Annotated in this window: 31 protein-coding genes; 12 read left to right on the top strand and 19 right to left on the bottom strand. The window is 66.4% G+C overall.

Annotation, left to right across the window (positions count from 1 at the left end; translation table 11 throughout):
• Positions 1–163: 163 nt before the first annotated feature.
• Both carB and AC3A6I_RS12350 read right to left on the bottom strand, forming a co-directional pair.
• Entirely contained in the window at positions 164–3,484 is a 3,321-nt protein-coding gene (gene carB, locus AC3A6I_RS12355) for a carbamoyl-phosphate synthase large subunit (RefSeq protein WP_487544015.1), read from the bottom strand.
• Positions 3,485–3,706: 222 nt separating this feature from the next.
• Positions 3,707–3,919, bottom strand: a complete 213-nt coding sequence (locus AC3A6I_RS12350; RefSeq protein ID WP_487544014.1) for a YjiS-like domain-containing protein — start codon at positions 3,917–3,919, stop codon at positions 3,707–3,709.
• Between the two features lie 149 nt (positions 3,920–4,068).
• On the opposite strand from AC3A6I_RS12350, the gene AC3A6I_RS12345 reads away from it, so the two are divergent.
• Positions 4,069–4,347: a DUF2277 domain-containing protein gene (locus AC3A6I_RS12345; RefSeq protein ID WP_487544013.1), complete on the top strand. Its 279-nt coding sequence runs from the start codon at positions 4,069–4,071 to the stop codon at positions 4,345–4,347.
• 6 nt (positions 4,348–4,353) lie between these two features.
• On the opposite strand, the gene AC3A6I_RS12340 is transcribed toward AC3A6I_RS12345, so the two are convergent.
• Entirely contained in the window at positions 4,354–4,851 is a 498-nt protein-coding gene (locus AC3A6I_RS12340; RefSeq protein ID WP_487544012.1) for a hypothetical protein, read from the bottom strand.
• Positions 4,852–5,038: 187 nt separating this feature from the next.
• Between AC3A6I_RS12340 and AC3A6I_RS12335 the strand changes: the two genes are divergently transcribed.
• Positions 5,039–5,212, top strand: coding sequence for a DUF1328 family protein (locus AC3A6I_RS12335; RefSeq protein ID WP_487544011.1), 174 nt, complete (start codon positions 5,039–5,041; stop codon positions 5,210–5,212).
• An 8-nt stretch (positions 5,213–5,220) separates the two neighbouring features.
• On the opposite strand, the gene clpS is transcribed toward AC3A6I_RS12335, so the two are convergent.
• Complete coding sequence (gene clpS, locus AC3A6I_RS12330; protein ID WP_487544010.1) at positions 5,221–5,526, bottom strand: ATP-dependent Clp protease adapter ClpS; 306 nt, start codon at positions 5,524–5,526, stop codon at positions 5,221–5,223.
• Positions 5,527–5,623: 97 nt separating this feature from the next.
• Positions 5,624–6,943 (bottom strand): tetratricopeptide repeat protein, encoded by a 1,320-nt coding sequence (locus AC3A6I_RS12325; protein ID WP_487544009.1) that lies wholly within the window; start codon positions 6,941–6,943, stop codon positions 5,624–5,626.
• 270 nt (positions 6,944–7,213) lie between these two features.
• On the opposite strand from AC3A6I_RS12325, the gene AC3A6I_RS12320 reads away from it, so the two are divergent.
• A complete protein-coding gene (locus AC3A6I_RS12320) occupies positions 7,214–8,053 on the top strand; it encodes an aldo/keto reductase (protein ID WP_487544008.1) in 840 nt (279 codons plus the stop codon).
• Between the two features lie 3 nt (positions 8,054–8,056).
• On the top strand, positions 8,057–8,452 hold the full coding sequence (locus AC3A6I_RS12315) for a barstar family protein (protein WP_487544007.1): 396 nt from the start codon (positions 8,057–8,059) through the stop codon (positions 8,450–8,452).
• Here the strand turns inward: AC3A6I_RS12315 and AC3A6I_RS12310 are convergent.
• The 3 genes from AC3A6I_RS12310 to yddG are packed head-to-tail and all read right to left on the bottom strand — an operon-like array spanning position 8,449 to position 10,055.
• Positions 8,449–8,784 (bottom strand): type II toxin-antitoxin system PemK/MazF family toxin, encoded by a 336-nt coding sequence (locus AC3A6I_RS12310; protein WP_487544006.1) that lies wholly within the window; start codon positions 8,782–8,784, stop codon positions 8,449–8,451. The genes AC3A6I_RS12315 and AC3A6I_RS12310 overlap by 4 nt on opposite strands.
• A complete protein-coding gene (locus AC3A6I_RS12305) occupies positions 8,765–9,124 on the bottom strand; it encodes a hypothetical protein (RefSeq protein ID WP_487544005.1) in 360 nt (119 codons plus the stop codon). Before AC3A6I_RS12305 ends, AC3A6I_RS12310 begins: the two co-directional genes overlap by 20 nt.
• A 46-nt stretch (positions 9,125–9,170) precedes the next feature.
• Positions 9,171–10,055 carry an aromatic amino acid exporter YddG gene (yddG, locus tag AC3A6I_RS12300; RefSeq protein ID WP_487544004.1) on the bottom strand — a complete coding sequence of 295 codons (885 nt, stop codon included), beginning with the start codon at positions 10,053–10,055 and terminating at the stop codon, positions 9,171–9,173.
• Between the two features lie 79 nt (positions 10,056–10,134).
• On the opposite strand from yddG, the gene AC3A6I_RS12295 reads away from it, so the two are divergent.
• Entirely contained in the window at positions 10,135–10,452 is a 318-nt protein-coding gene (locus AC3A6I_RS12295; RefSeq protein WP_487544003.1) for a DUF6665 family protein, read from the top strand.
• A 207-nt stretch (positions 10,453–10,659) separates the two neighbouring features.
• Here AC3A6I_RS12295 and AC3A6I_RS12290 read toward each other — a convergent pair whose 3' ends face one another.
• Positions 10,660–11,115: a GNAT family N-acetyltransferase gene (locus tag AC3A6I_RS12290; RefSeq protein ID WP_487544002.1), complete on the bottom strand. Its 456-nt coding sequence runs from the start codon at positions 11,113–11,115 to the stop codon at positions 10,660–10,662.
• Positions 11,112–11,501, bottom strand: coding sequence for an ArsR/SmtB family transcription factor (locus AC3A6I_RS12285; protein WP_487544001.1), 390 nt, complete (start codon positions 11,499–11,501; stop codon positions 11,112–11,114). The genes AC3A6I_RS12290 and AC3A6I_RS12285 overlap by 4 nt, the downstream gene beginning before the upstream one ends.
• An 85-nt stretch (positions 11,502–11,586) precedes the next feature.
• On the opposite strand from AC3A6I_RS12285, the gene AC3A6I_RS12280 reads away from it, so the two are divergent.
• Positions 11,587–12,759 carry an MFS transporter gene (locus AC3A6I_RS12280; RefSeq protein WP_487544000.1) on the top strand — a complete coding sequence of 391 codons (1,173 nt, stop codon included), beginning with the start codon at positions 11,587–11,589 and terminating at the stop codon, positions 12,757–12,759.
• A gap of 73 nt (positions 12,760–12,832) precedes the next feature.
• Positions 12,833–13,987, top strand: a complete 1,155-nt coding sequence (locus AC3A6I_RS12275; protein WP_487543999.1) for an MFS transporter — start codon at positions 12,833–12,835, stop codon at positions 13,985–13,987.
• On the opposite strand, the gene AC3A6I_RS12270 is transcribed toward AC3A6I_RS12275, so the two are convergent.
• From AC3A6I_RS12270 to cfa, 5 genes are all read right to left on the bottom strand, one after another.
• Positions 13,984–15,525 carry a permease gene (locus tag AC3A6I_RS12270; protein ID WP_487543998.1) on the bottom strand — a complete coding sequence of 514 codons (1,542 nt, stop codon included), beginning with the start codon at positions 15,523–15,525 and terminating at the stop codon, positions 13,984–13,986. The two genes, AC3A6I_RS12275 and AC3A6I_RS12270, sit on opposite strands and share 4 nt — an antisense overlap.
• Positions 15,522–16,289, bottom strand: coding sequence for an ABC transporter ATP-binding protein (locus AC3A6I_RS12265; RefSeq protein ID WP_487543997.1), 768 nt, complete (start codon positions 16,287–16,289; stop codon positions 15,522–15,524). The genes AC3A6I_RS12270 and AC3A6I_RS12265 overlap by 4 nt, the downstream gene beginning before the upstream one ends.
• A 77-nt stretch (positions 16,290–16,366) precedes the next feature.
• Positions 16,367–17,167, bottom strand: coding sequence for a ribonuclease T2 family protein (locus tag AC3A6I_RS12260; RefSeq protein ID WP_487543996.1), 801 nt, complete (start codon positions 17,165–17,167; stop codon positions 16,367–16,369).
• Positions 17,164–18,183: a lactonase family protein gene (locus AC3A6I_RS12255; RefSeq protein ID WP_487543995.1), complete on the bottom strand. Its 1,020-nt coding sequence runs from the start codon at positions 18,181–18,183 to the stop codon at positions 17,164–17,166. Before AC3A6I_RS12255 ends, AC3A6I_RS12260 begins: the two co-directional genes overlap by 4 nt.
• A 9-nt stretch (positions 18,184–18,192) precedes the next feature.
• Positions 18,193–19,287, bottom strand: coding sequence for a cyclopropane fatty acyl phospholipid synthase (cfa, locus tag AC3A6I_RS12250; protein ID WP_487543994.1), 1,095 nt, complete (start codon positions 19,285–19,287; stop codon positions 18,193–18,195).
• Between the two features lie 193 nt (positions 19,288–19,480).
• Here cfa and AC3A6I_RS12245 point away from each other — a divergent pair, with 193 nt between their 5' ends.
• Entirely contained in the window at positions 19,481–19,741 is a 261-nt protein-coding gene (locus AC3A6I_RS12245) for a type II toxin-antitoxin system prevent-host-death family antitoxin (RefSeq protein ID WP_487543993.1), read from the top strand.
• A complete protein-coding gene (locus AC3A6I_RS12240; protein ID WP_487543992.1) occupies positions 19,738–20,142 on the top strand; it encodes a hypothetical protein in 405 nt (134 codons plus the stop codon). Before AC3A6I_RS12245 ends, AC3A6I_RS12240 begins: the two co-directional genes overlap by 4 nt.
• Positions 20,143–20,145: 3 nt before the next feature.
• Here the strand turns inward: AC3A6I_RS12240 and AC3A6I_RS12235 are convergent, their stop codons facing one another.
• Complete coding sequence (locus AC3A6I_RS12235; protein WP_487543991.1) at positions 20,146–20,649, bottom strand: RpiB/LacA/LacB family sugar-phosphate isomerase; 504 nt, start codon at positions 20,647–20,649, stop codon at positions 20,146–20,148.
• 265 nt (positions 20,650–20,914) lie between these two features.
• Positions 20,915–22,885 (bottom strand): bifunctional 2',3'-cyclic-nucleotide 2'-phosphodiesterase/3'-nucleotidase, encoded by a 1,971-nt coding sequence (locus tag AC3A6I_RS12230; protein ID WP_487543990.1) that lies wholly within the window; start codon positions 22,883–22,885, stop codon positions 20,915–20,917.
• A gap of 236 nt (positions 22,886–23,121) precedes the next feature.
• On the opposite strand from AC3A6I_RS12230, the gene ypfJ reads away from it, so the two are divergent.
• From ypfJ to AC3A6I_RS12215, 3 genes are all read left to right on the top strand, one after another.
• Entirely contained in the window at positions 23,122–24,033 is a 912-nt protein-coding gene (gene ypfJ / locus AC3A6I_RS12225) for a KPN_02809 family neutral zinc metallopeptidase (RefSeq protein WP_487543989.1), read from the top strand.
• Between the two features lie 10 nt (positions 24,034–24,043).
• Positions 24,044–24,556, top strand: coding sequence for a cupin domain-containing protein (locus AC3A6I_RS12220; protein ID WP_487543988.1), 513 nt, complete (start codon positions 24,044–24,046; stop codon positions 24,554–24,556).
• Positions 24,557–24,775: 219 nt separating this feature from the next.
• Positions 24,776–25,021: a hypothetical protein gene (locus AC3A6I_RS12215; protein WP_487543987.1), complete on the top strand. Its 246-nt coding sequence runs from the start codon at positions 24,776–24,778 to the stop codon at positions 25,019–25,021.
• Between the two features lie 55 nt (positions 25,022–25,076).
• On the opposite strand, the gene AC3A6I_RS12210 is transcribed toward AC3A6I_RS12215, so the two are convergent.
• Positions 25,077–25,385 (bottom strand): type II toxin-antitoxin system RelE/ParE family toxin, encoded by a 309-nt coding sequence (locus AC3A6I_RS12210; protein ID WP_487543986.1) that lies wholly within the window; start codon positions 25,383–25,385, stop codon positions 25,077–25,079.
• The gene (locus tag AC3A6I_RS12205; protein ID WP_487543985.1) at positions 25,372–25,653 is read right to left on the bottom strand and encodes a hypothetical protein; all 282 of its coding nucleotides are present in this window, start codon (positions 25,651–25,653) and stop codon (positions 25,372–25,374) included. Before AC3A6I_RS12205 ends, AC3A6I_RS12210 begins: the two co-directional genes overlap by 14 nt.
• Positions 25,654–25,656: the final 3 nt, after the last annotated feature.

Below are 25,656 nucleotides of genomic sequence, written 5' to 3'. Positions count from 1 at the left end.
CAGGTGGTTCGGTCTGCCAGCTTCATGATGGCCGCCGTTTAGGTGGCCGGAGCGTCGCTGTCAAACTGTTGCGGGACGGAGCGTGGGGCTCCCCCTCCACCAGCCCTTGGCTGGTCCCCCTCCCCCGCAAGCGGGAGAGGAGAGGTGGTGCGCCATCGCGATGTCAGGCGAAGTAGGCCTGCAACGGTTTCACCTGCAGGGCGCCTTCGCGGTAGGCGATGATGCCGGCGACCGCGGCGCTCGCGCCCGGGATGGTGGTGTAGTAGGGGATCTTGCCCATCAGCGCGGTGCGGCGGATGTCGCGGCTGTCGGAAATCGACTTGGCGCCGTCGGTGGTGTTGATCACCAGCTGCACGCCGCCATTCTTCATCGAATCCACGATATGCGGGCGGCCCTCGAGCACCTTGTTGACCTTGGTGGCAGGAATGCCGTTCTCGGTCAGGTACTTATGGGTGCCGGAAGTGGCGACGATCTTGAAGCCGGCTTCCGCGAGGTGGCGGGAGAAATCGAGGATCAGCGGCTTGTCGTCGTCGCGCACCGAAATGAAGGCCGTGCCCTCGCGCGGGACCTTGCTGCCGGCGCCGAGCTGGGACTTGGCGAAGGCGGTGGCGAAGTTGTGGTTGAGGCCCATGACCTCGCCGGTCGACTTCATCTCGGGGCCGAGGACGGTGTCGACGCCGGGGAAGCGGTTGAACGGGAAAACGGCTTCCTTGACGGCGATGTGGCCGAGTTTCTTCTCGGTGAGGTTGAAGCTCGCGAGGCTCTCGCCGGCCATGATGCGGCTGGCGATCTTGGCGATAGGCTGGCCGATGACCTTGGCGACGAAGGGGACCGTGCGCGAGGCGCGGGGGTTCACTTCGAGGATGTAGATGGTGCCGTCCTTGAGCGCGTATTGCACGTTCATCAGGCCGCCGACCTTCAAAGACAGCGCGATCTCCGTCGTTTGCCTGCGAAGTTCTGCCAGGACATCGTCGGACAGGTGCACCGGCGGGAGCGAGCAGGCGCTGTCGCCAGAGTGAATGCCGGCTTCCTCGATGTGCTCCATGATGCCGCAGACGAACACGTCCTTGCCGTCCGAGAGGCAATCGACGTCGATCTCGATGGCGCGCTGCAGATAGCCGTCGAACAGCAGCGGGTTGTCGGAGAGGACCGAGTTGATCTGGCCGGTCTTGTCGTTGGGGTAGCGGATCAGGATGTCGGGCGGGACGAGGCCGGTGAGGGTGTCCTGGACATAGCGCTCGAAATCGTTGGGCGAGTGGACGATGGCCATGGCGCGGCCGCCCAGCACGTAGGACGGGCGGATGACCAGCGGGTAGCCGAGACGCTCGGCGACGAGACGGGCCTGCTCGAGCGAGTAGGCGATGCCGTTCTTGGGCTGGGTCAGCTCGAGGCGGCCGATGAGCTTTGAGAACAGGTCGCGGTCTTCGGCGAGGTCGATCGACTCGGGCTGGGTGCCGAGGATGCGGACGCCGGCCTTTTCGACGGCATCGGCGAGGTTCAGCGGGGTCTGGCCGCCGAACTGGACGATGACGCCGTGCAGGGTGCCCTTGGACTTCTCGGTCTCCAGGATCTCGATGACGTCCTCCTCGGTGAGCGGCTCGAAATAGAGGCGATCGGAGGTGTCGTAGTCGGTCGAGACGGTCTCGGGATTGCAGTTGACCATGATAGTCTCATAGCCGGCATCGCGCAGGGCGAAGCTGGCATGGCAGCAGCAATAGTCGAACTCGATGCCCTGGCCGATGCGGTTGGGGCCGCCGCCGAGGATCACGACCTTCTTGCGGTCGGAGGGGCGGGCCTCGTCCTCCGGCTCGCCGGAATAGGGAGCCTCGTAGGTCGAATACATGTAGGCGGTGGGCGAGGCGAACTCGGCGGCGCTGGTGTCGATGCGCTTATAGACCGGGCGGATGCCGAGCGACTTGCGCAGGGCGCGGACATCCTTGGCCTGCTTGCCGGTCAACTCGGCGAGGCGGCGGTCGGAAAAGCCCATGGCCTTGAGGTTGCGCAGGGTGCGTGCGTCCTCTGGCAGGCCGAACTCGCGAACCTGCTTTTCGGTGTCGATGATGCCCTTGATCTGCTCGAGGAACCACGGGTCGATCTTGCTCGCGTCGTGGATGTCCTCGAGCGAGTAGCCCAGCCGCATGGCTTCGGCGACGTGCAGCAGGCGCTGGTCGGTGGGGGTGGAGATAGCGGCAAAGACGGCGTTCTCGTTGTCGTCCTCGGGGGCGCCGGTGACGAAGTCGGGGATGCCGATCTCGTTCAAACCGGTGAGGCCGGTTTCGAGCGAGCGGAGCGCCTTCTGCAGCGATTCCTGGAAGGTGCGGCCGATGGCCATGGCCTCGCCCACCGACTTCATCGAGGTGGTGAGGCGCTTGTCGGAACCCGGGAATTTCTCGAAGGCGAAGCGCGGGATCTTGGTGACGACGTAGTCGATGGTCGGCTCGAACGAGGCCGGGGTGGCGCCGCCGGTGATGTCGTTCTCGAGCTCGTCGAGGGTGTAGCCGACGGCGAGGCGGGCGGCGACCTTGGCGATGGGGAAGCCGGTGGCCTTGGAGGCAAGGGCGGACGAGCGCGAGACGCGCGGGTTCATCTCGATGACGATCATGCGGCCATCGGCCGGGTTGATGGCGAACTGGACGTTCGAACCGCCGGTCTCGACGCCGATCTCGCGGAGCACCGCGATCGAGGCGTCGCGCATGATCTGGTATTCCTTGTCGGTCAGCGTCAGCGCCGGGGCGACGGTGATCGAGTCGCCGGTGTGGACGCCCATCGGATCGACGTTCTCGATCGAGCAGACGATGATGCAGTTGTCGTTGCGATCGCGCACGACCTCCATCTCGTACTCTTTCCAGCCGAGCACGGATTCCTCGATCAGCACCTCGTCGGTGGGCGAGGCGTCGATGCCGCTCTCGACGATGGTGAGGTATTCTTCCTTGTTGTAGGCGATGCCGCCGCCGGTGCCGCCGAGCGTGAACGAGGGGCGGATGATGCAGGGGAGGCCGATGACCTCGAGGGCCTGGAGCGCCTCGATGGTGTTGTGGGCGAGCATGGAGCGCGGGGTTTCGAGCCCGATCTTCTTCATGGCGTCGCGGAACAGCTCGCGATCCTCGGCCTTGTCGATGGCCTCGCTGTCGGCGCCGATCATCTCGACGCCGAACTGATCGAGCACGCCCATCTTCTTGAGGCTGAGGGCACAGTTGAGCGCGGTCTGGCCGCCCATGGTGGGCAGCAGCGCGTCCGGGCGCTCCTTCTCGATGATCTTGGCGACGATGTCGGGAGTGATCGGCTCGATATAGGTGGCGTCGGCGAGATCGGGATCGGTCATGATCGTCGCCGGGTTCGAGTTGACGAGGATGATCCGGTAACCCTCGTCCTTGAGCGCCTTGCACGCCTGGGTGCCGGAGTAATCGAATTCGCAGGCCTGTCCGATGATGATCGGCCCCGCACCGATGATGAGGATCGACTTGATATCGGTGCGTTTGGGCATCGCTGGCTCGTGCGGTTAGTGGACGCGCGCGGAAAGACCCGCGGTTGCGGGCTAGTGGCGTCGGATTCTATGGGCTAGGCGCGTCCTGTAACCGAAGCGGGATGGGAAGGGAACCCCCTGCACGGCGATGCGCATAGGTTGTGACGATCAGATTTGCGCGCGATACCGAACAACCCGCGATGTGGGGCGGCGGGCCGGCCTGATCAACCGGCCCGCGCCGGATCAGCGGGCATCGATGGCGTCGCGGACGGCTTCCACGGTGATGCCGAGGTCGTCGAGACGGTGGGGCTCGAGATCCATCAGGCTGAGCATCGCGATACGGCGGGCGCGCTGGGCGCGCCACGCGGCAAAGCCGCGGGCGAGGGCGCGGACCGAGACCGCGACCGGGTTCGGGCGGCGGAGTTGGGCTTCGTGATCGGCGAACAGCAGGGTCATTTCTTCCTCCATTGCGAAGCGCCGTCATGGGGCTTCGACATCGCGACGAGCGAGGGAGGGATGGATCGACACGCGATCGCAAAATTCTTTGCGGCGGTTGAAGACAGCGCTCGCGGGTGCCAAGTTTCGGGCAACGGAAGGAGCCCGCCATGTGCCGCAACATCAAGCCGCTGTTCAACTTCGAGCCGCCGGCCTCCAAGAATGAGATGCGGGATGCCGCGCTGCAGTTCGTGCGCAAGATTTCGGGCTATACGCACCCGTCCAAGGCCAACGAGACCGCGTTCTATGCGGCGGTGGACGACATCGAGAAGGTGGTGAAGCGGCTGCTCAAGGAACTCGAAACGGACGCGCCGAAGCGCGACCGCGAGGTGTTCATCGCCCGCGCCAGGGAGCGGGCGAAGCTGAGATATGCGAAGGCAGAGGCGTAGCCGAGGCTACTTGCGCTTCTGCAGGGTGATGGACGAGGCGGTGGTCTCGCCGTCGTCGACGAGCTTGAACGCCATCTTGATCGCGTTGCCGCCCAGCGTGAGTGTCGAGGACACCGTGCCGTAGCGGGTTTCCATGCCTTCGGAGGCAAACACGATCGAGTTTCCCGAGCGGCGGCCGACGCTGGTCATCGAGGCGCCCTGGGCGGACGAGGCGGCTTCGAAGCGTTTGGCGGCATCGTTGTAGGCGACGGCGCCGCGGAAGCTCGCAGCGCCCTGACCGCTGTAGGAGCAGCGGCCCGAATAGGTGAGGCGGCCGGACTCGGTGGCGCGGAAGGTGATGCGGCAGACGACCGTGCCCGGATCGGGGCCGGTGACCTGGCCGCTGCCACGCCATTCTCCGGCATACCTGGCCAGCAGTTCATTCTCGGCAGGGCCAGCCGTTGCCGCGGCGGTCGCGGGCAGGACGAGCAGGGCGGCGAAGGCGAGGGCCTTTAGGTTGAGCATGTTTTTCTCCAGCTGGCGGACGCAACGGTAGCGCGGCGCGTGGGGTTCCGGGGAGGGGCTCGCGCAGATTTGCCAACGAAAAACTGAAGCCAGGCTGAACGGCCAGATGCGAGGCGCTTCAAGCGGTTGCCAGGAACCGCCGGTGCGTGAGCGCCGTTAGGACAGCGAAACAGCCGGAGAGCTGCATATGCTGAACCTGCTCATCATCCTCATCGTCATCGCGCTGATCGCCGGCGCGCTCGGGTTTACCGGGATCGCGGCGGGCGCCGCGACGCTGGCCAAGATCGTGTTCGCCATCATGCTGGTGGGCATCGTGCTGATGCTGATCTTCCTCGCGATGGGCATATCGTTCATCGCGTAGCCGGGCAGTTACTCTTCCGGCTCGGTGGTGAACATCAGCGGGTAGCCTTCATTGCGGGCCATCTCGGTGGCTCGCGTCGCCTTCGTTTCGGCGACCTCCCTGGTGAAGACAGCCACCACGCAGGCGCCCTTGGTGTGGGCGGTGATCATGATGTGGTGGGCCTGGTCGTCCGTGGTGCGAAACTCGGCCTTGAGCACGCGCACGACGAAATCGCGCGGCGTGAAATCGTCGTTGAGCAGGATGACCTTGTGCAGCGGCGGCCGGGCCACTTTGGGCCTGGTGCGCGTGCGGGGCTTGGTAACACTGTCCGCCATAGCTGCAGTATAGCGCTTCGCCGACGACGATGCCACGACGAGCGCGCAAGCATGGCGACTTCGGGCAGACGATCGTGTTGCTGTCGACGCCCGGGGGCTAGGTATTGGGCAAACCGAGCCGCGCGACCAGCGCCTCGAAGCGCGGGTCGCCGCGCAGACTGCGGAACTCGGGTTCGATGAGAAAGCCGAGGGTCTCCTGGCGCTCGATCGAGGTTGCGATGTAGGTGAGCGCGAGGTCTGTCTGGCCGAGGAGATTGGCCGTCGCGGCGACCTTGTAGGCAAGCTCCGCACCGGCCTCGAACTGGCGCAGCTGCTCGGCCAGCATAGCCTCGAGCATGGCGCGGCTGCCTTGGGGCAGGGCCTCGCGGGCGGCGCGGGCGACGGCGAGACGGCCGGCGCGGCCCTCGATGCGGGCGGCGGTCTCGTAGCTACGGATGAAATCGGCGTAGCGGTGCTGGTCGAGATACATGGTGGCGAGATAGGCCGGCACGGCGAGATAGTCGGGGTTCGCCTGGCGCATCTGCTCGAGCGCTGAAATGGCCTGCTCGGTATCGCCGGCATAGTAGTGGATGAGCGCGGCATTGGCCCGCACCGAGCGCGCTTCGGGATTGAGGGCGAGGGCGCGATCGATCAGCTCGCGTGGGCGCTCGAGCTTGCCGGTCTGCATGGAGGTGAGGGCGTACCAGTGCAGGGCCTGCGGGCGGTCCGGCGCCAGCGACAGGGATTTCTCGAACAGGTCGAAGGCGCGCTGGAACTCGCGGCTGCCGTAGAAGGCGTTGAAGGCGAGGGCGGCGTAGGCTTCCGCCGAGTTGGGATCGAGCGCGATGGCGCGCTCGGCTTCGCGCTTGCCGTTGGCGTAAGCCTCGGCGGGGGGCGTCGGCGTGTACTGGCTGACGAGATTGTAGACATTGGCGAGGCCGGCATGGGCCGGCGCGAAATCGGGGGCAATGGCAATGACCGCCTCGAACTTCTCGATGGCGTTCCGGAAGCCCTCGGCGGTACGGTCCGACCAGGCGATCACCGCCTGATCGTAGAGCGCCTGGGCCTCGGCCGGAATCGATACAGCCGAGGCGGGCGCAGGGAAACGGCCGCTCACATAACCCAAGGCAGCGGCGCCGATGGCGGCCGCGACAACGGCCGCGGCAAGAAAGCGCCAACTGGATCGCGCTGCCGGAGCAGGCGGCGTTGCGGGATCGATGGCGTTGGCGACCGGTTGGCGCGGGGCGCTCAGCCAGGCATCGAGCTCGCCGGCATAGGCAAAGACGGATGTGCGGGTGCCGCCGGGAACGCGACGCACGGGCAGGCCGCGCGCGACTTCCCAGCGCTTTACGGTGCGCTCGTCCTTGCCGAAATAGGCGGCGATCTCTTTCCAGCTATTGAGGCGATGCCCCATGCCGTCGGTCGGCTGGCTCAGCATTGCGGTGCGGCCCCCAAGTCCGGCGCATACTGCATTCCACTTACATAAATTTCGATTGATGGTGGGGGCGTGTCAACCGGTCGTTCGATGATCGTGGGCGTGCGACGGATAGCCGATGTATCGTCTATTGACGATGCAGCCTCGGGTCTGCACGATAGCGCCGTACCTCCCCTTCGCGGCGCGTCGAGGCGCCGCACGAACCTCACACTTCCGCCGGCCTCCGCATCACGCCGATGCCGGCGCTCTGCTTTTCTTGCAAGGAGTCAGCACATGGCGACGGTCCCAACGATCAAACTGCGCGACGGCAATTCCATCCCGCAGCTCGGGCTCGGGGTGTGGCAGGTCGATCCCGCGATCACCGCGCGCGTCGTGTCGGATGCGATATCGGTCGGTTACCGATCGATCGATACGGCCGAGGGCTATCGCAACGAGGAAGGCGTCGGCGAGGCGATCAAGCAGGCCGAGGTGCCGCGCAGCGAGCTGTTCATCACGTCCAAGCTGCGCAATGGCGGGCATGCGCGCGACCTGGCGCTTTCGAGCTTCGATGCGACGATGAAGGCGCTGGGGCTCGAGCAGCTCGACCTGTTCCTGATCCACTGGCCGATCCCCAGCCAGGACAAGTATGTCGAGGCGTGGAAGACGCTGGTGGAACTGAAGACGCAGGGGCGGATCCGCTCGATCGGCGTGTCGAACTTCAACCAGGATCACCTCGAGCGCATCATCGGGGAGACCGGCGAGACGCCGGTGGTGAACCAGATCGAACTGCATCCGCGCATGCAGCAGCGCGACAAGCGCGACTTTCACCGCCAGCACGGCATCGTCATCGAAAGCTGGAGCCCGCTCGGCTCAGGCCGCATGCTCGACGACAAGGTGGTGGGCGAGATCGCCAAGAAGCACGGCAAATCGATCGCTCAGGTGATCATCCGCTGGCACCTGCAGGAGGGGCTGATCGTGATCCCCAAGACCACGCACAAGGAGCGCATGGCCGAGAACTTTGCCGTGTTCGACTTCGAACTGGACGCCGAGGACCGCGACCGGATCCTGCGGCTGGACCAGGGGGCCGGCGGCCGCGTCGGGGCCGATCCGGCGACGGCGGCGTTCCTGTTCTAGGCAATGGCGGCCATCACCCTCACGATCGAGGGCGGCAACATCCACGACATCCCGTCCTTCTATGACGAGATCAACCGGGTGTTCATGGCAGGTGAAGGCTGGACGCTCGGGCAAAGCCTCGATGCGTTCAGCGACCTGCTCTACGGCGGGTTCGGTGCGATAAAGGGTAACGATCCGGTTACGCTGATCTGGAGGCAGTTCGAGAAGAACCGGGCGGATCTAGGTCACGAGCTGACGCGGGAGTTCCTGCGCAACAAGCTGGACCAGCCGGACCGCTACGACGTGGCTCGGATCGGGCGTGAACTGGAAGACCTCGAGGCCGGCTGCGGGCCGACCTATTTCGAGATGTTGCTGCAGATCATCGGCGAGCACGCCAATATCGAGCTGGTGCCGGGCTAGGCGAGCAAAACTATGCGGCCGGCCGAGGCCACGGCGTCTCGGTCGGATTTGGCGAGGCGCCCGATCCTGGTCGCGATCTGCCCGTTGACCAGGGTGAACAGCTTCCACCTGACAACGGAGGGGTGTCGCAGGCCAGCTGAAGGCAGATCGCCGATGGCAACATCCGTTGGCCAGTTGGATCCTGCGCCAGTCGTCACCATTGCGAAGATCGTTTGGCCGTGTTGGGTGCTGAATGCTTCTGACGACAAGGCAACCGCCGGTCGCGGCTTGGCGACATTGAGGTCGGTGAACGGGAACAGGACGACTACGACATCACCGAACTGGCAGATCACGATAGGCCGCCTCGTCCTCGGGTGAGTCCCATTCCGACAGCGTCGATTCCACCATCGCCAGGTAACTGTCCGCCGTCCTTACCTCGCGAATGTCAACGACGCGGCCCGTCTCGCGCCGGAGGCGCGCCCATACATCGCGCATCGCCTCGATCGGCTTTATGCCTGATGTCGGCCGGCCATCCCGCCCGTCGCGCATCTTCTGCCAGCGGCCGACGATGCCGTCGATCTCAAGATCGATAATCTGTCCTGCTGGCAGTTTTGCGATGCGGTCGCCCAGGCGCTGATCGCCCTCGATGTGCTTCACCCAGATGGCGTCGTCCTGAATCCTGACCTTGGCCATGGATCACCTCCGTACAGCGCTATATGGGGGTGGGGTGGGGGTGGGGTCAAGGTGCCATGTTGCGACGGAAGAGCAGGTCCTTTGCCGCGACGACCGCGCCGGCGGTGATCAGCAGGCAGGCGATGAGGATCGCGTGGCTGTACTGGGCGTAGCCGGTGAGGATGAGGATCAGGGTCGAGAGCAGGGGGGCGGAATAGGAGGCGGCGCCGAGGACCTGGATGTCGCCGCGCTTCACCCCGATGTCCCAGACGTAGAAGGCGAGCCCGACCGGGCCGAGGCCCAGGCCGATTACGGCGGCCCATTGCCAGGGGTTGGCCGGCCAGACGGTCTGCTCGAGCAGCAGGTGGCAGATGGCGGCGAGGATGGCCGTGGCGAGGCAGAAGCCGGCGATGGCGTCGCTGGGCACATGGGCGAAGCGCCGCGACAGTACGGAATAGCTGGACCAGGCCAGAGCGGCGACGAGTGCGGCGCTGTAGCCGAGGGTGAACTGCGGATCGAAGCCGAAGCCCTCGCCACGCGTGACGACGAGGACGGCGCCGGTGAGCGCCAGGGCGCAGCCGGCAATGTGCTGCCACTTGAGTTTTTCGCCGGGCAGCAGGGCGGAGAAGACGACGATCAGCAGCGGCCAGAGATAGTTGATGAGGCCGGCTTCGACGGGTGGGGCGTTCCTGAGCGCGAAGAAGTAGCAGAAGTGATAGCCGAAGAGGCCGCCGACGCCGAGCAGCCAGACCGGTAGCGGCTGGCGCATGGCTTTGAGCGCGCCGGGGCGGATGATCAGCAGTGACAGGCCGCCGATGGCGAAGGTGACGGCGGTGAGCTGGAAGGCCGGCATGGTGCCGCTCGCGGCGGTGAAAACGGCGAGGAGCGACCAGAGCAGCACGGCGATGAAGCCGACGAACGTGGCGGCGGAGCGGGACAGGGGACGCGTCATGGCGTTGCTTCTATCGGTCGCGCATCCTGCCGGGAAGGGTGGGTTGATCGGCGCGGGCGGGTTGATTTAGCTTTCGCGCATGGCTCTCACTGCTCTCGATATTGCCGAACTGCGCCAGCGCCTCACGAGCGGGTTCGGGCCGCTCGAAACCGAGGTGATGAGCGAGAAGGCGAGCTCGCTCGGCCATCACGGTCGGCAGGTCGAGGCGGCCATGGCGGCGCTGCGGGCGTTCGAGGGGCCGGCCGAGGAACGCGTGGTGGTGCTCAAGGCCGCGGCGCGGGCGGTGTGGAAGTATTTCGTGCAGCGCGAGGCCTGTGGGATGCGCAACCACAAGGACGCGATCGCGCTATATGGGATTCCCGGCGAGGTGCTGGTGCGGTTGGGGGCGGTGGAGTAGGGCAATTTCTCGCGCCCTTGCCATCTTGGTGCGTGTGGCTCCACCCCCTCCGAGCTGCGCTAGTTCGCTAAGGCTCACAAGCTTCGCTTGCCTCCCCCATCAAGGGGGAGGTGGGGCCGGTGTTTGGGGCAAAGTCCGTGCCACAGGCACACTTCACCTCCCCCTTGATGGGGGAGGCCGGGAGGGGGTGGAGCCACGAGCCCCGGATCAGAGCGCCAGCTTGAAGCCCTCGTGGCTCTTCGAAAAACCCAGGCGCTCGTAGAAGCGGTGGGCGTCGAGGCGCTTCTTGTTGGAGGTGAGCTGTACGATACCGCAACCCTTCTCGCGCGCCTCTGCGATGGCCCAGCGGATCATTTCGCTGCCCAGCCCCAGATTGCGATGGGTGGGGGCGATGTGGACGGCTTCGATCAGGCAGCGGAACTCGCCGAGGCGGTTGATGCCGGGGATGAAGGTCAGTTGCAGAGTGCCGACGGACTGGCCGTCGCGCTCGGCGATGAGGAGGCGCTGGTTGGGGTCGGCGTCGATGGCGGCGAGCGCGGCGAGATAGCGCGGGTGGTGCGGCTCGTCGGGGCGGTCGTCGGTGGCGACGACATTGTCGTCGACGATGAGGCGGACGATGAAGCCGAGATCGTCGGCAGTGGCGTCGCGATAGGTCAGTGTCACTCGGTTTCCTCGATCAGTCCCGGCACGGCGAGGTGACGGGTACTGCCGATGATCGAGTCGAGGAAGCCGGGAAAGCGGGCGTCGAGATCGGTGCGACGCAGGGTGACGCGGCGGCGGGTGCCTTCGGGCGTGACGTTGACGACGCCGGCCTCGCGGAGTTTTGCGACGTGGTAGCTGATCGCGGTCTTACCGGCGAGGTCGGTGAACTGGCCGCAGAGGAGGCCCGTGGTCTCGCAGCGGGCGAGCGTGCCGATGATGGCGAGGCGGGTCTGGTCACCCAGGGTCGCCAGCACATTGGGCAGGCTGATCTGGTCGGCGTCGGGATGGGGTAGCGGGTTGGAGTGGATGGGCTGGGTCATGCGCAACAGATATGCCAGCTCATCCATAAGTTCAACGATCATTGAACTAGGGGTTGACGTCGCCCACTCCGAGGTTCATTTGTTCAACAATCATTGAACTAAGGATCACGACATGGACAGGCGGCTCATCTGGCTCGCCCTCGGCACATTCGCCGTGGGCGTCGAGGGTTTCGTCATCGCCACGCTCCTGCCGGCCATCGCGGCCGATAGCGGCGTGACGATCACGCAGGCCGGTTATCTGGTTTTCGCCTATGCCATCGCCTACGCGATCGGCGCGCCGCTGCTGTCGGCACTGACGGGGAAGTTCGACCGCCGGCCGCTGCTGGCAGTGGTGGCGCTGGTGTTCGCAGTGGGCGCACTGCTGGCGGCGACCGCACAGGGTTATGCCATGCTGCTGGTGGCGCGGTTGATCATCGCGGCCTCGGCGGGGCTCTACGCGGCGACGGCGCAGGCGGCGGCGGTGACGCTGGCGCCGGCCGAGCGGCGGGCGCGGGCGGTCTCGACCGTGGTGGCCGGAACGACCATGGCGGTGGCGCTGGGGGCGCCGATCGGGGCGTTCCTGTCGGGCCTTGCCGGGTGGCGCGGCACGTATTTCGCCATCGCGGGGGTCGGCGTGCTTACGGCGGCGGCGATCTGGTTCATGCTGCCGAGCGGCATTGCCGGCGACCGGCGCGGCATTACCGAGCGGCTGGGCGTGCTGAAGGTGCCCGGCCTCGTGCCGGCGCTGCTGACGATCCTGCTCTACATGGCCGGGCCATTCGCGGCGTTCATCTACCTTGGACCGGTGACGACGCAGCTGATGGGGCTGGATGCGGGGCTGCTGCCCTTCGTGATGCTGGCCTATGGGCTTGGCGCGGCGTTGGGCAATCCGCTGGGCGGGCAGCTTTCGGACCGGGCCGGGCCGCAGGCCACGGTCACGCTGGCGACGGTGCTGAACGTCATGTTCCTCGTGCTGCTCGGGGCGCTTCCGTTGCTGCCGCAGGCGGTGATCGTGCCGGGCTATTTCGCCTTCATGGTGGCGTGGGGCATCGTGGGCTGGATGTTCGTGCCGGCACAGGTCAGCCGGATCGTGGCGCTGTCACCGAGTTCGGCGCCGCTGGCGCTGTCGCTCAACGCCTCGTTCCTCTATCTCGGCACGGCGCTGGGCGCGCTGGTCGGCGGCTATGTGCTCGAGCACCTGCCGATCGGCGAACTGGGGTTGGTGGCTGCCGCATTCCCGGCGCTGGCCTTCGTCCTGATCCGGCTGACGCGGCCGCGGCCGGTGCTGATGCCGAGGCTCGGCTAAAGACCTAGCGCCCGGCCGCTTGACGGTGGCCGGGCCCCCTCCTAACCATCTGGTACGAGGGGAAAAATTTCCGATGGACACGAGGCTGCTGTGGTTGGCGCTGGGGGCATTTGCCGGCAGCGTCGAGAGTTCCCTCGTGGTCATCGCCATGCCCGATATCGCCGCCGAGATGGGCGTGACGCTGGGCGAGGCCGGATGGCTGATTTTTGCCTATTCGATCGCCTACGGGGTCGGCACCCCGGTGCTGGCGACGCTGCTCGGCCACGTCGACCGGCGCAGTGTGGTGGCGGGAGCCGAGCTGTTGTTCGGCATCATGGCGGTGCTGTTCGGACTGGTGCCGCTGTTCGTGATGTTGCTGGGGGCGCGGACAGTGCTGGCGCTGGGGGCTGGTGGATTCACCTCGACCGCGCAATCGACGGCAGTGGCGCTGGCAGCGCCGGGCAAGCGCGGCAGCGCGATCTCGACGGTGTTGCTTGGCGGCACCATCGCGCTGCTCGGCGGCGTGCCGCTGGCGGCGCTGGTGGCCAACATGTTCGGCTGGCGCGTCGCCTATCTCGGGGTGGGCGTTGCCGGCATCCTCGCGGCGCTCATCATGTGGTGGCGCCTGCCCGGCGATATCCACGGCGACCGGCGCAGTTTTCGCGAGCGGTTGAGCGTGCTGGGCGTGAGGGGCGTGCCGACCTTGCTGGTAGCCAACGGGCTGTGCGTGCTCGGGGCCTTCACCTTCTTCAACTACCTGGCGGTGGTGGTGGCCGAGCTGATCGGGCTCGACCGGGCACTGATGCCGGTGGTGATGCTGATGTTCGGGCTCGGGGCGCTGCTGGGAACGCAGGTCACGGGGCGGCTGTCCGATCGCTACGGCGCCCGGTCGACGGCGCTGATCATCGTCGGGAGCGGGGTGGTCTTGCTGGCGGGGCTGCCAATGCTGGCGCTGCTGCCCGAGGCCGTCCGGGTCTACGCGTTCCTCGCCTACATGGTGTGCTACGGCGTCATCACCTGGGGCCTGGCGCCGGCCCAACTGCATCTGCTGGCGACGCTGGCGCCGCAATCCATGCAGCTCAGCGCTGCGTTGAACCTGACGTTCGGCAACATGGGCGTGGCGGGTTCCGCGCTGGTCGGCGGCATCGTGCTCGAGCGGCTGGGTGTGGCCTGGCTCGGGCCAGTCGGTGCGCTGGCGGCGGTGGCTGGGCTGGTCGGCTACTGGCTGGCGCCGAAAAGCGAACGCTAGACCACGCGCTTGCCTTTCGGGCTCATGGCCCAGGCGATGACCAGCACGATGATGGCGATGGCGGCCGGGACAACGGCAACCAGTTGGTTACCGGCGACGAGCACGGCGGTGCCGGCCCACATGATCGAGCTCAGGGCTTCCGAGATGGTGGCGGTGCGCGAGGCGACTTGCCTACGGCGGAACATGGCGCGGCGCATGGGGACGCGGAACCAGAGCTGGATGGCGGTGGCCGAGCCGGTCGACAGCACGATGAAGGCGGCGGTGACGGCGGCAAGCTGGACCGAGGCGATGCCGAGCAGCGCGAGGACCGGCGCGAAGATCAGGGCGATGACGGTGAGCACGGCCTCGATCTTGGCGGTGAGCACGGCACGCGGATGGATCGGGGCGGTAACGACGAGATCGTGCGCGTCCTCGCCGGAAATGGCGAGCCAGGCGAGGCCGCCCGCGAGCTGGCCGGCCGCCATGACGATGACCGGGATCACGACGACATAGGTACCGGCCGACTGGCCGTAGCTGACCCAGAGGAAGAGCGCCGGCGGAAACAGATAGAGGATCTGCATCAGTGTCTGGCTGAGCAGCCAGGGGTCGCGGCGGAGCAGCTTCCATTCCTTGAGGCGCAGGGCCTGGCGGGCGCTGGTGGTGCGGAAAGGGCGGGTGGTGGCGCTTTGCTGCACGCGGGTGGCGGCGACGCCGGCGGCGGCGATGGCGTGCTGGGCAAAGCTCGCCGAGGTGAGCCGGATGACCAGCGCGAGGCTGCCGAGGCCGAGGGCGAGGACGAGCAGCGCATCGGGAACATCGCCCATGGCGGCGCGGGCCGGCAGCCACATCAGGCTGGTGGGATCGGGCATGGCGGCGACGAACTGGGGCGACTGCAGCAGGGCGTAGCGGTCGAGGCTGCCGAGGCCGAGGATGGCGGCGGCCTGGATGCCGATGACGAAGCCGGCACCGACAATGCCGGCAATGATCTGGGCGACGAGCCGGGTGCGGGCGGGCCCGATGGCGCGGAAGAGGCCGATGGTGACGGCGACCGCGATGGCAGCGGCAAGTGCGCCGAGGCCCATCAGTACGGCATAGGCGGAGAGCCAGCGCGGACCATCGTGCATGGTCAGCACGTTGACGATGGGGCTGGCGAGGAGGCAGGCAAGCAGCACGGTGCCGAACGCGGTGGCGCCGGTGCGCACGGCGAAGACGCGGGCCGAGGACGCGGGCGAGGACAGGATCAGGTCGAGGTCGGAGCGCGTGTAGTAGGCGCGGGTGACCGATTCCAGCGCCTGGCTGAGCATCACGGTCCAGAACAGCAGGCCCATGCCGGTGACGACCACGAGGGTCGACTTGTCCGGGTTGATGCCGGCGGCGGCCCAGGGGGCGACGAGCGCGCCGGCAAGGGCGTGGAGGCCGAGATAGAACAGGCCGAGCACGACGAAGAGGATGATGCCGCGGACTTTTTTGCCGGCGGTCATCATGGCGAGCCAGTCGCGCCAGGCGAGGCGGAGCTCGTGCACGGCGAACCAGGGCAGGGTGGCGGGCGCGAAACTCATGCCGCGGCTTCCGTCGCCGCGTCGGCTTCCTTCTGGGCCACGAGATCGAGGAAGATCTCCTCGAGCGTGGTCTCGCGGCCGATACGGGCGCGCAGTTCGGCGAGCGTGCCTTCGGCGGCGAGGCGACCGTGATTGATGACGCCGATCCGCTCGGCCATGCGCTCGGCGACTTCGAGGATGTGGGTGGTCATGATGACGGTGACGCCGGACGCCACCTTCTGCTTCAGCACGTCCTTGACCTGGCGGGCCGAGCCGGCGTCGAGGCCGGTGAGCGGCTCGTCGAGGATGATGAGTTTTGGGTCGTGCACGAGCGCGCCGGCGAGGGCGACCTTCTGCAGCATGCCCTTGGAGAAGCCGCCGCAGCGCTCGTTGGCGTGGGGGCGGAGGCCGAGCCAGTCGATCAGCTCGTTGGAGCGGGTTTCGGCGGCGCGGGGTTCGATGCGCCAGAGGCCGGCGACGAACTCGAGATATTCAAGGGGAGTGAGCCGGTCGTAGACCATGGGCTCGTCGGAGACCCAGGCGACGACCTGCTTGGCGGCGACAGGGTTTCCCGCCGTGTCGATGCCGCAGACAGAGATGCTGCCGGCATCGGGCTTGAGCAGGCCCGCGACCATGCGGAGGATGGTGGTCTTGCCGGCGCCGTTGGGGCCGAGCAGGGCGTAGAACTCGCCGGAGCGAACCTGCAGCTCGAGGTCGATGACCACCGGGCGGTCAAAGCTCTTCCTCAGACCGGTGATGTCGAGGGCGAATTCGGGAGAAGGCATGGAGGGCTCCGCGGGATTGCGGCGGAGCCTAGCGGGCGGCGATTGAGGCGGCCTGAACGCGACCGGTAAACAGATTGCTACTGGAACCCCACGGCGTCGACGAGGCCGGAGCGGCAGCCGCCGGAGGTGGGTCGGGCGGCGTTGAGCAGGGTCTTCAGATCGGGGTCGCGACCGATGCTGCCCCAGAGCCCGAGGGTGAGCTCGGTGACGAGGGTGCGGTTGCCATCGTCTTCGCAGGCGACGCGGACGCGTTCGCCGGCGGCGCGACCGAAACCGTCATCGAAGGCTGACCGGATCTGGGCCTGGGTGAGGCGCTTGCCGATATTGTCGGCGAAGAGCTCGCGGACGGGTGACGCGTTGAGGTCGGCGAGGAGGGTCAACGCCGCGGCATAGTAGGTCTCGGCGTCGCCGTCGAAGCAGGTGCCGTGCTTGATCCACTCGTGGCGCTCGAGCTGGGAGGCGGTGCCGGGCATGGCGGTTTCCAGTTCGCGGCGCAGGTCCGCCGAGATGTCGACGGCGGGGAGGGCGGACCAGTGGCCATCGCGGTCGGCGTCCTCGAGGGCGGCCGGGACGCCGCAGTATTCGCCCTGGGGCCAGAGGCCGTGGAGGGTGAAGTGGCTGGCGTCGAACCGGCCGGCGGACTGGCTGCGGCATTCGGGCTTGCCGGGCGCGGTTTCGCAGAAGGCCGGCTGCCAGCTGACGGCGAGGATGAAGTAGGCGTCGTCCGGCTGTCGCGGTGGCGTCGTCTCGGGGGCAGATGTCGGAGCGGTCGGGGCCGGAAGAGGCGGAGGTTGGGATGGCGCGGGTTGCAGCCAGAGATAGAGCCCGGCGCCGACGAGGACGGCGAGGATCAACAGGCCAAGGAAGCGTGAACTCACGGGAGGGACACGATCTCCACCCAGTTAGGATTGCGGCCGACCGGGGTGGCCGCGAGGCGAGTCAGCTCGCCGGTTGCACCGATGGCGTAGGTGGTCATGCTGTCGGAGAGCTGGCCGACGGCGAGGAGGTAGCGGCTCGCAGGATCGATGGCGAAGGCGCGGGGCTGGGTTTCCGTCGGGGTCGAGTCGACGGCAGTGAGGCGGCCGGTCGCGGCATCGACGCGATAGCCGGCGAGGGTGCTGGTGGTGCGCTCGGAGGCGTAGAGGAACTTGCCATCGGGCGTGATGTGGATGTCGGCGCCCCAGGGCTTGCCGTCGAAGCCCGGGGGCAGGGCGGTGATGGACTGGAGCTCGGCGCCGAGCGTGCCGGTGGCGGGGTGCCAGGGGAGGACGTGCACGGTGCCGTCGAGCTCGTTGAGCAGGTAGACGAAGCGCGTATCCGGCGAGAACACGAAATGGCGGGGGCCGCCCTTGGGTTCGATAGGGGCGGCTGGCGGGTCGTTCGGCGTCAGCGTCCCGGCTGCGTCGAAGCGGTATTGCAGCACGACATCGCCGCCGAGGCTCGCAACGAGGGCATAATGGTTGGTTGGATCGACGAGGATGGAGTGGGCCTTGGGCTCGGTCGGCAGGACCTGCTGGTGCGGGGCGACGATGCCGTCGGCGCCGATCGGGTTCACGCTGACCTTGCTGCCGCCGTATGAAGCGCTGAGCAGGAACTTGCCGGTGCGATCGACGGAGATGTAGGCCATCGTGTCGGCAAGGGGGCCGTAGCCGATGTGGTCCAGTTTGCCGGTGATCGGATCGATGGCAAAACTCACGACGGAATAGGGCTCGTTGCGCAGGCCGGCGTAGAGGCGCTTTTTGTCGGGGCTGATGGCGAGCGGCAGCGAGCCGCCGGGCGTCGTGGGGCCCGGGACGGGCGTGGTTTCGACGAGGATAAGAGCGCCCTCCGGGCTGAGCCGGAAGACGCTGATGTCCTGGCTGTCGGAGTTGCCGACATAGACGATGGTGGTCATCGATGGCCCTTAGCGCTGGGTGACGTAGCCGTCAGGCACGCCGCGGGTGGAGAGGACGAACTGCCAGACTTGCAGGATCTTGGCGCGGAAGCCGCCGGCGCAGCACAGCAGGTAGTATTTCCACAGCCGGTAGAAGCGCTCTTCCTCGGGGGTGCGGTCCTTCTTCCAGTTGCGGTCGAAGTTCTCGTACCAGGCGACGAGCGTCTTGTCGTAGTGCGGACCAATATTGTGGATGTCGATGACCGTGAACAGGCCATCGATGGCCTTGCCGATCTGGGCGATGGAGGGAATGACGCCGCCGGGGAAGATGTATTTTTCTAGCCAGGCCTCGATGGTCTCGGTCGACCACTGGCTGCCGATGGTGTGCATCATGAACAGGCCATCGTCCTTGATGACCGAGCGGGCCTTCTCGAAATAGGTGCGGTAGTTCTTGTGGCCGACGTGCTCGAACATGCCCATCGAGACGACATGGTCGGTCTTGCCCTCGAACTGGCGATAGTCCTGGACGCGGAACTCGATCGGCAGGTCCTTGTAGCGCTCGCGGCCATAGGCGGCCTGGTCGGGCGAGACGGTGACGCCGACGCAGCGGGCGCCATATTTTTCGGCCGCGAAGCCCATAAAGGCGCCCCAGCCGCAGCCGATGTCCCAGACGAGCTGGCCGGGCTGCACGCCGATCTTCCTACAGACCATGTCGAGCTTGGCTTCCTGGGCCTCGTCGACATTGGTGACGCCTTCGGGCCAGTAGCCGCACGAGCCGGTCATGCGCTTGTCGAGAGAGGCTTTGTAGGCCTCGGTCTCGGAGTAGTGCATGTTCGCGACGCGCCTCGAACGGCCGATATTCTGCATGTTGAGGAGGCGCGCCTGGACCATCTGCCAGACCAGGTTAGTGGTAAGGCGGACGCCCTCGGGGACCTTGGAGGTGAGGACCTTGTTGAAGAACTCGGCCATGTCCTCGACGTCCCACAGGCCGTCCATGTAGGCCTCGCCGAGCCCGAGCGTGCCCTGGCCGTAGAGGCGGGTCCAGAACTCGGGTGAGTGGATCTGCGGGTCCCACGGGCGCGACCCGTTCAGGGTGATATCGGCCTCCTTGAGGAGGACTTCCATTTGCTGCGTCGGTCCCGCCATCGAATCCCCGCCAAAATGAACGGGGACAAACGAATGCCGGTGGAGTGGGTTAGTCAAGGGCGAGAGAGCAGGGCCACGGCCTGTCCGGGAGGCAGTGCGCGGGGTTCAAGGCTTGCAGGATATACAGCATTGCTGTAATTTGCGTGAATGATGGAAAATGCAGGATTGGCAGATGGCTGAGAAGAGCTATTCGACCTCCGACCTGTCACGCAAGTCGGGTGACATCATTGCAGAGGCGTTGCGCCGGCCGGTGACGATCACCCAGCGCAACAAGCCGCGGCTGGTGATCATGAATGCCGATGACTATGCCGAGATGCGGCGCCGGGCGGACCCGCGGCGGGCGATCAGCATCGGGCAACTGGGGGACTACGTCACCGCTGAGGAACTGGAGGCGGCAATCGACGCCTACGCCAAAGGTGCCGATCAGGAATGATCGCGCTCGTTCCCGGTTCGGTCGTCCGCTATCCCTATTTGTGGCAGCGCCAGGCCGAGGCGGGCGAGATCGAGGGAAGGAAGTCACGACCCACCGCGGTGGCGTTCCGGCTTCAGCGCGAGCGCGGCGATGTCCTGCTGCTGTTTCCGATCACCACTTCCGAACCGACAGCCGATCGGCGGTTCGTGGAGGTCCCGGAGATTGAACGGCATCGCGCCGGCCTGGACCGCGATCGGCGGCAGTGGATCATCCTCGACGAGTTGAATGTCGATGTTGCCGGTGGCTCCTATTATCTGGAGCCGGATGCCATCATCGGGCAATTCTCACTGCGGTTCTTCGAGCCGATCATGCGCGACATCGCGGCGCGACTGGGCGAGATCGAGAAGGTCTCTCGCCGCTGATCTTCAGCCGCGCTGCTCACGCTCTAGATCGGCCAGCTTTTCGACGCGGCGGCGGAAGTGTTCTTCGGTCGAGAATTCTGCCGCGAGGAAGGCTCGGACCACGTCGGAAGCGACTTGCGGGCCGACGATCCAGGCGCCGATGCAGAGCACGTTGACGTCGTCGTGGATGACGCATTGGCGCGCCACATAGGTGTCGGTGGCGACGGCCGCGCGGATGCCGTTGACCTTGTTGGCGGCGATGCAGGCCCCGGCGCCTGTGCCGCAGACGAGGACGACGCGCTCGGCGCGGCCATCGCGGATGAGCTGGACGGCCTTGCGGGTGACGTCGGGGAAATCGACCGGTTCGGTGGATTCGGCGCCGAGGCTGATCACTTCGTCGGCGTGCTCGGCGAGCAGGTCGCGGATGAAGCCCTTCATCGGGAAGCCGGCATGGTCGGACGCGATGCCGAGGGCGCGGCGGCGCGGGATGACGAGGCCGTCGGCGTGGCGGGCTTCAGTGTGCAGCATGGTGTTGGCGCCTCCTCCGCGCTTGTTGGCGCGAAGGAGAGGGGAGTTGGCGGCGCACCGCAAGGTGGCAATTTGACCGACGGGGGTGGGGGTGGGCTCAGTGTTTGTGGCCGCCCCCTCCACCAGCTTCGCTGGTCCCCCTCCCCCGTTGCACGGGGGAGGATCAGGAGAGGGTGGTGCGTGTGGCACTGGATTCCCGCCTTCGCGGGGATGACGCCGGTGCGGTGGGGAGGTGGGCGGCATGCGCCGCCCGCCTGCGCCGCGATCACAGCGTGATGCGGTAGATGCCGAAGCCGGTTTCGCTGGTGTCGCCGGTGGCTTCGATCTTGACGGCGGTGACGTCCTCGAGGTGCTCGGCGCCCTTGGGGCCGGTTTCGAACAGGACGGTGGCGCCGATCGGGGCGAGGGACCAGTTGCTGTCGGCCTTGGGCTGGATGGTGCCGTTCTCGACGATGTAGCGCACGATGAGGTCGCGGTTGGTGTCGGGACCGATGAACACGATCTTGTCCGGGCCGATACCGGGGAAGGTGCCGCCGCCGCCGGCGCGGTAGTTGTTGGTGGCGACGACGAATTTCTGGGCCGGGTCGATCGGCTTGCCGTCATACATCAGGTCGACGATACGGCTCTCGGTGACGCCGAGATCCTCGCCCTTGGGGCCGTACTTGGAGGGCTTGGTGATGTCGATCCTGTAGGTGACGCCGTCGATGACGTCGAAATTGTAGGACGGGAAGTCGAGGTTGATCAGCGGGGCGTCGGTGGCGCCGGCCTCGACCTGGTTGAAGATGCCGGCCGAGCGATCGAGCCAGTTCTGCACGTCCTGGCCGGTGATGACCACGGCCTGGATGGTGTTGGGGTAGAGGTAGAGGTCGGCGACGTTCTTGATGGCGACCGGGCCGACCGGGACGTCGGTGTAGTAGTCGGGGCCGCCGCGGCCGCCGGACTTGAACGGGGCGGCGGCGCTGAGGATGGGCAGACCCTCCCACTCGGTGCCGGCCTGCATCTGCTCAAGGTACCATTTCTGGGCGATGTTCACGATCTGCACCGACGGATCGTCGGCGACGAGCGCGAAGTAGGAGTGCAGCGGGGCGGCAGTCTCGCCGACGGCGCGGCGGACATAGGCGAGGGTCTCGTCGTGGTCGTCCTGCGCGGCGGCTTCGACGGTGGCGACGCTTTCGACCAGCGGGGCCACCTTGCCCTCGACGCGCTCGAAGATCGGGCGGGCTTCGGAGGTGTGCGAGACGATGGACCAGGTACCGTCGTCGGCCTTTTCGAGCAGCAGGTCGATCAGGCCCATGTGCGAGCCCCAGAAGCCGGCCATGACGGCGGGCTTCCCGGCGAGCGTGCCCTTCTCGAGGTCGGCTCCCTCGACGCCTTCGAAGTCCTTGGAGTTCGGGAAGACAAGGTGCTGGTGGCCGGTGAGGATGACGTCGATGCCCTCGACGGCGGCAAGCTGCAGCGAGGCATTCTCGCCGATGCCGATTTCGGGGGCGATGCCGGAGTGTGAGAGGGCGATGATGAGCTCGGCGCCTTCTTCGCGCATCTTCGGTACGTAGGCTTCGGCGGCCTCGACGATCTGGCGGGTATTGACCTTGCCGGAAAGGTGGGTGTTGTCCCAGGTCATGATCTGGGGCGGCACGAAGCCGATGAAGCCGAGCTTGATGGTGTGCTTGGCGCCGGTGCCGTCGGTCAGCTCTTTTTCGACGATCTGGTAGGGCGGGATGTAGGTGGTGTCGGAGAGGACGTCGGCGGCCAGTTCGCCCTTCACCAGGTTCGACGAAACGATCGGGAAGTTGGCCGCGGCAATGGCGGCGTCGAGGAATTCGAGGCCGTAGTTGAACTCGTGGTTGCCCAGCGTGCCGGCTTCGTAGCCGAGCGTGTTCATGGCGGCGATGATCGGGTGGGGCTCGTTGGTGAGGCCTTTTTCGTAGGCGATGTAATCGCCCATCGGGTTGCCCTGGATGACGTCGCCATTGTCGACGAGGATCGAGTTGCCGGCCTCGGCGCGGATGGCCTCGATCAGCGCGGCCGTGCGCGACAGGCCGAGCGTGTCGTTGGGGGCGTCGGCGTAATAGTCGTAGGGGAAGACCGCGACATGGAGGTCGGTGGTTTCCATGATGCGCAGATGGGCCTGGCCGGCGGCGGCCTGCACCGCGAAGGGATGGAGCGCGACCGCGGCGCCAAGCGTCGCGGTGCCGGCGAGGAAGGCACGGCGGGAAATGCCATTGTGATAATTCATGATGAGTCTCCCTGAGCTGATCGTGGCCTAAGAGACGGCCGCAACTGCCGTCCGCCGCACGCGAGATCGGATGCGGCTTGGTGCCTCGTCACAGTGACGCTGCGATGACGGCGCTATGGCATCTGAGGCTGTTTTGACCGATTGGTCAAGAAACGCGAATGTACCGACTGGAACCGGTTTGCCGGGCATCGGCTTATTGATAGACTTGAATGCAGAGCGTCAGTGAGGAATTCCAAATGAAGTGGCAGGGCCGGGAGCGTAGCTCGAATGTCGAGGATCGGCGCGGTCAGGGCGGCGGCCTTGGACGTAGCGGCGGTGGCTTCAGCATGCCGGGTGGCGGGATGCGCATTCCCACCGGCCGCGCCGGCGGGGGCGGACTGGGATTGCTCGGCATTATCGTGGTGCTGGGAATCATCTGGTTCGCGACGGGGCAGAACCCGCTCGACATGCTGACCGGAGGCAACAGCACCGGCACGACCACGGGCCAGCAATACACGCCGCCGTCCGCCAATGCGGGGGAGGACGAGTTGTCCAGCTTCGTCGGGGTGGTGGTGAAGGATACGGAGAACCTGTGGACCGAGGTGTTCGCGCAGAACAACCTCACCTACCAGCCGCCGACCGTGGTGCTGTTCACCGACGCGACGCAGTCGGGATGCGGCGTGGCGCAGTCGGCCTCGGGGCCGTTCTACTGCCCCAACGACAAGAAGGTGTATATCGACCTCGCCTTCTACGACCAGTTGCGCCAGCAGTTCGGAGCGCCCGGCGATTTCGCCCAGGCCTATGTGATCGCGCATGAAATCGGCCATGCCGTGCAGGACCAGACCGGCGTGCTGCCGCAGTTCAACCGCGCACGCGCGTCGATGAGCCAGGACGAGCAGAACGCCTATTCGGTGCGCGTGGAACTGCAGGCCGACTGCTACGCCGGCGTGTGGGCCAATTACGTGAAGCAGCAGAACTATCTCGAGTCGGGCGACACCGAGGAGGCGATCACCGCGGCCAATGCGATCGGTGACGACACGCTGACGCGGGGACAGGTCAGCGAGCGCAACTTCACGCACGGCACTTCCGCGCAGCGCATGGCATGGCTGAAGCGCGGCATGCAGACCGGCGACGTGGGCCAGTGCGACACGTTCAACGCGAGCATCTAGGCGACGAGCGATGGCTGGCCGTATCGATGGGCTAAAGCTCGAGCAGTTCGAGGATGACGGGACTTTTCCGAACAGCCGGCTGCCGCTGCTGCTCTATGTCGAGGCGGTGCCGCGGGCGGAGGCCAGCCCGGAGCGGATGGAGGCGTTGTTCGAGGACGGTGGCTGGCCGCCGGCATGGCGGGCCTCGGTGTTCACCTACCATCACTATCATTCGACGGCGCATGAGGCGCTGGGCTGCGCACGGGGCTGGGCCCGGCTGATGCTGGGTGGACCGAAGGGGCGGGAGTTCGAGGTGCGGGCGGGTGACGTGATCGTCATTCCTGCCGGTGTCGCGCATCGGCGTCTCGATTCGGGCGACGGCTTCATGATGGTCGGGGCCTATCCGCCGGGGCAGGACTGGGACTTGCTGCGCGGCGCGCCGGGCGACCGCCCGGCAGCAGACCGGAACATCGCGGCGGTGCCGATGCCGAAAAGCGATCCGGTAGCTGGAGAGGATGGTCCGTTGGTGCGGTACTGGCGCTAGGCAAACAGGCAGGAACGCCTCGATCGGCATTCGGTTCCCTGTTCGAATCCTGTTCTCGCTGCGCCAGAAATCACCGGGAAATGATCCCGAGCCGGCCCCGATCCGGCCGGTTTGCGAGCACAATCCTCCCTAGTCTTGCCTCCCGTAGCCGGCGCTGAAGCCGCCACCGGAGTTGGGCCACCGGCTCCGCAAAACCCTCACATGGAAGGACCAAAGTCCATGAAGAAGATCCTGATCACCGTTGCCGCCATCGGCCTGTCGACCGCCGCGTTCGCGCAGGCGGCTGCCCCGACCTTCGCCACGGCGGATGCCGACACCAGCGGCGGCGTTTCGCTCGCCGAGGCGCAGACGGTGTGGCCCGATCTGACCCAGGAGGCCTTTACCGCGGCGGACACCAACGCGGACGGTCAGCTCGACCAGGCCGAGTTCGATGCCCATGTGGCGACGCTTCCCGCGGCGCCCTGATCGTCCGGCCAGCCATGGCCAAGCGGAGGGTCGCCCGGCACCGGGCGGCCCTTTTTCATGGGCGATGAAGCAGGCGCTGGTAGTTCTGGGCTTGCCCGAAGATGCGGCGGATGCGGACGGAACTTGGGCCGACATGGAACGCGATGACTACGCCCTCGAACGGCAGCGTTCGCACGCCGGGACCGAATGCACTGCGGTCCGTGCCGATAAACGGGGTATCTCCCAACCGCTCACAACGAGCAGTAATACGGTCGACATAGTCGTGCGCCGTTCGGGGCAGAGCCTGATTCTTGATAATGTAGGCCAGAAGTCGCTCGAGGTCGCGCCTTGCGGCCTTGTGGAAGATGACGCTACGCCTTGCCATCGCGCCGCGCGACCAGCAAGTCGATGTATTGATGCAGGTGGGCGCGAAGTTCCTCGCCAGTCATCTCATCGCTGTGGTCGTCGGCGTCGTCTTCTTCAAGAAGCTGCCGAAGTACGTCATCGGGAATGTCCACATCCGGCGGCGCAAGCACGCTCGACACCGCCGCATGCGCAAGCTCTGCCGCTGAAGCAAACTCGCCTGCGGCGACGCGCTCGTCGATGCGGCGGGCTTCCTCGTCTGTCACGGTGATGGTGATCTCGCGTTCCATGGG

Source organism: Devosia sp. Soil_C_22, assembly GCF_057657195.1.
This window is presented reverse-complemented; position numbering and strand designations above follow the sequence as displayed.

Excerpts from the sequence above, each read along its gene's own strand:
- AC3A6I_RS12285 (WP_487544001.1), bottom strand. The coding sequence starts at position 11,501 with ATGGATGAGCTGGCATATCTGTTGCGCATGACCCAGCCCATCCACTCC.
- ypfJ (WP_487543989.1), top strand. The coding sequence starts at position 23,122 with ATGAAGTGGCAGGGCCGGGAGCGTAGCTCGAATGTCGAGGATCGGCGC.
- AC3A6I_RS12335 (WP_487544011.1), top strand. The coding sequence starts at position 5,039 with ATGCTGAACCTGCTCATCATCCTCATCGTCATCGCGCTGATCGCCGGC.
- AC3A6I_RS12235 (WP_487543991.1), bottom strand. The coding sequence starts at position 20,649 with ATGCTGCACACTGAAGCCCGCCACGCCGACGGCCTCGTCATCCCGCGC.
- yddG (WP_487544004.1), bottom strand. The coding sequence starts at position 10,055 with ATGACGCGTCCCCTGTCCCGCTCCGCCGCCACGTTCGTCGGCTTCATC.
- AC3A6I_RS12340 (WP_487544012.1), bottom strand. The coding sequence starts at position 4,851 with ATGCTCAACCTAAAGGCCCTCGCCTTCGCCGCCCTGCTCGTCCTGCCC.
- AC3A6I_RS12315 (WP_487544007.1), top strand. The coding sequence starts at position 8,057 with ATGGCGGCCATCACCCTCACGATCGAGGGCGGCAACATCCACGACATC.
- AC3A6I_RS12220 (WP_487543988.1), top strand. The coding sequence starts at position 24,044 with ATGGCTGGCCGTATCGATGGGCTAAAGCTCGAGCAGTTCGAGGATGAC.
- AC3A6I_RS12240 (WP_487543992.1), top strand. The coding sequence starts at position 19,738 with ATGATCGCGCTCGTTCCCGGTTCGGTCGTCCGCTATCCCTATTTGTGG.
- AC3A6I_RS12215 (WP_487543987.1), top strand. The coding sequence starts at position 24,776 with ATGAAGAAGATCCTGATCACCGTTGCCGCCATCGGCCTGTCGACCGCC.
- cfa (WP_487543994.1), bottom strand. The coding sequence starts at position 19,287 with ATGGAAGTCCTCCTCAAGGAGGCCGATATCACCCTGAACGGGTCGCGC.
- clpS (WP_487544010.1), bottom strand. The coding sequence starts at position 5,526 with ATGGCGGACAGTGTTACCAAGCCCCGCACGCGCACCAGGCCCAAAGTG.
- AC3A6I_RS12305 (WP_487544005.1), bottom strand. The coding sequence starts at position 9,124 with ATGGCCAAGGTCAGGATTCAGGACGACGCCATCTGGGTGAAGCACATC.
- carB (WP_487544015.1), bottom strand. The coding sequence starts at position 3,484 with ATGCCCAAACGCACCGATATCAAGTCGATCCTCATCATCGGTGCGGGG.
- AC3A6I_RS12245 (WP_487543993.1), top strand. The coding sequence starts at position 19,481 with ATGGCTGAGAAGAGCTATTCGACCTCCGACCTGTCACGCAAGTCGGGT.
- AC3A6I_RS12325 (WP_487544009.1), bottom strand. The coding sequence starts at position 6,943 with ATGCTGAGCCAGCCGACCGACGGCATGGGGCATCGCCTCAATAGCTGG.
- AC3A6I_RS12205 (WP_487543985.1), bottom strand. The coding sequence starts at position 25,653 with ATGGAACGCGAGATCACCATCACCGTGACAGACGAGGAAGCCCGCCGC.
- AC3A6I_RS12270 (WP_487543998.1), bottom strand. The coding sequence starts at position 15,525 with ATGAGTTTCGCGCCCGCCACCCTGCCCTGGTTCGCCGTGCACGAGCTC.
- AC3A6I_RS12295 (WP_487544003.1), top strand. The coding sequence starts at position 10,135 with ATGGCTCTCACTGCTCTCGATATTGCCGAACTGCGCCAGCGCCTCACG.
- AC3A6I_RS12280 (WP_487544000.1), top strand. The coding sequence starts at position 11,587 with ATGGACAGGCGGCTCATCTGGCTCGCCCTCGGCACATTCGCCGTGGGC.
- AC3A6I_RS12210 (WP_487543986.1), bottom strand. The coding sequence starts at position 25,385 with ATGGCAAGGCGTAGCGTCATCTTCCACAAGGCCGCAAGGCGCGACCTC.
- AC3A6I_RS12275 (WP_487543999.1), top strand. The coding sequence starts at position 12,833 with ATGGACACGAGGCTGCTGTGGTTGGCGCTGGGGGCATTTGCCGGCAGC.
- AC3A6I_RS12230 (WP_487543990.1), bottom strand. The coding sequence starts at position 22,885 with ATGAATTATCACAATGGCATTTCCCGCCGTGCCTTCCTCGCCGGCACC.
- AC3A6I_RS12350 (WP_487544014.1), bottom strand. The coding sequence starts at position 3,919 with ATGACCCTGCTGTTCGCCGATCACGAAGCCCAACTCCGCCGCCCGAAC.
- AC3A6I_RS12265 (WP_487543997.1), bottom strand. The coding sequence starts at position 16,289 with ATGCCTTCTCCCGAATTCGCCCTCGACATCACCGGTCTGAGGAAGAGC.
- AC3A6I_RS12255 (WP_487543995.1), bottom strand. The coding sequence starts at position 18,183 with ATGACCACCATCGTCTATGTCGGCAACTCCGACAGCCAGGACATCAGC.
- AC3A6I_RS12345 (WP_487544013.1), top strand. The coding sequence starts at position 4,069 with ATGTGCCGCAACATCAAGCCGCTGTTCAACTTCGAGCCGCCGGCCTCC.
- AC3A6I_RS12320 (WP_487544008.1), top strand. The coding sequence starts at position 7,214 with ATGGCGACGGTCCCAACGATCAAACTGCGCGACGGCAATTCCATCCCG.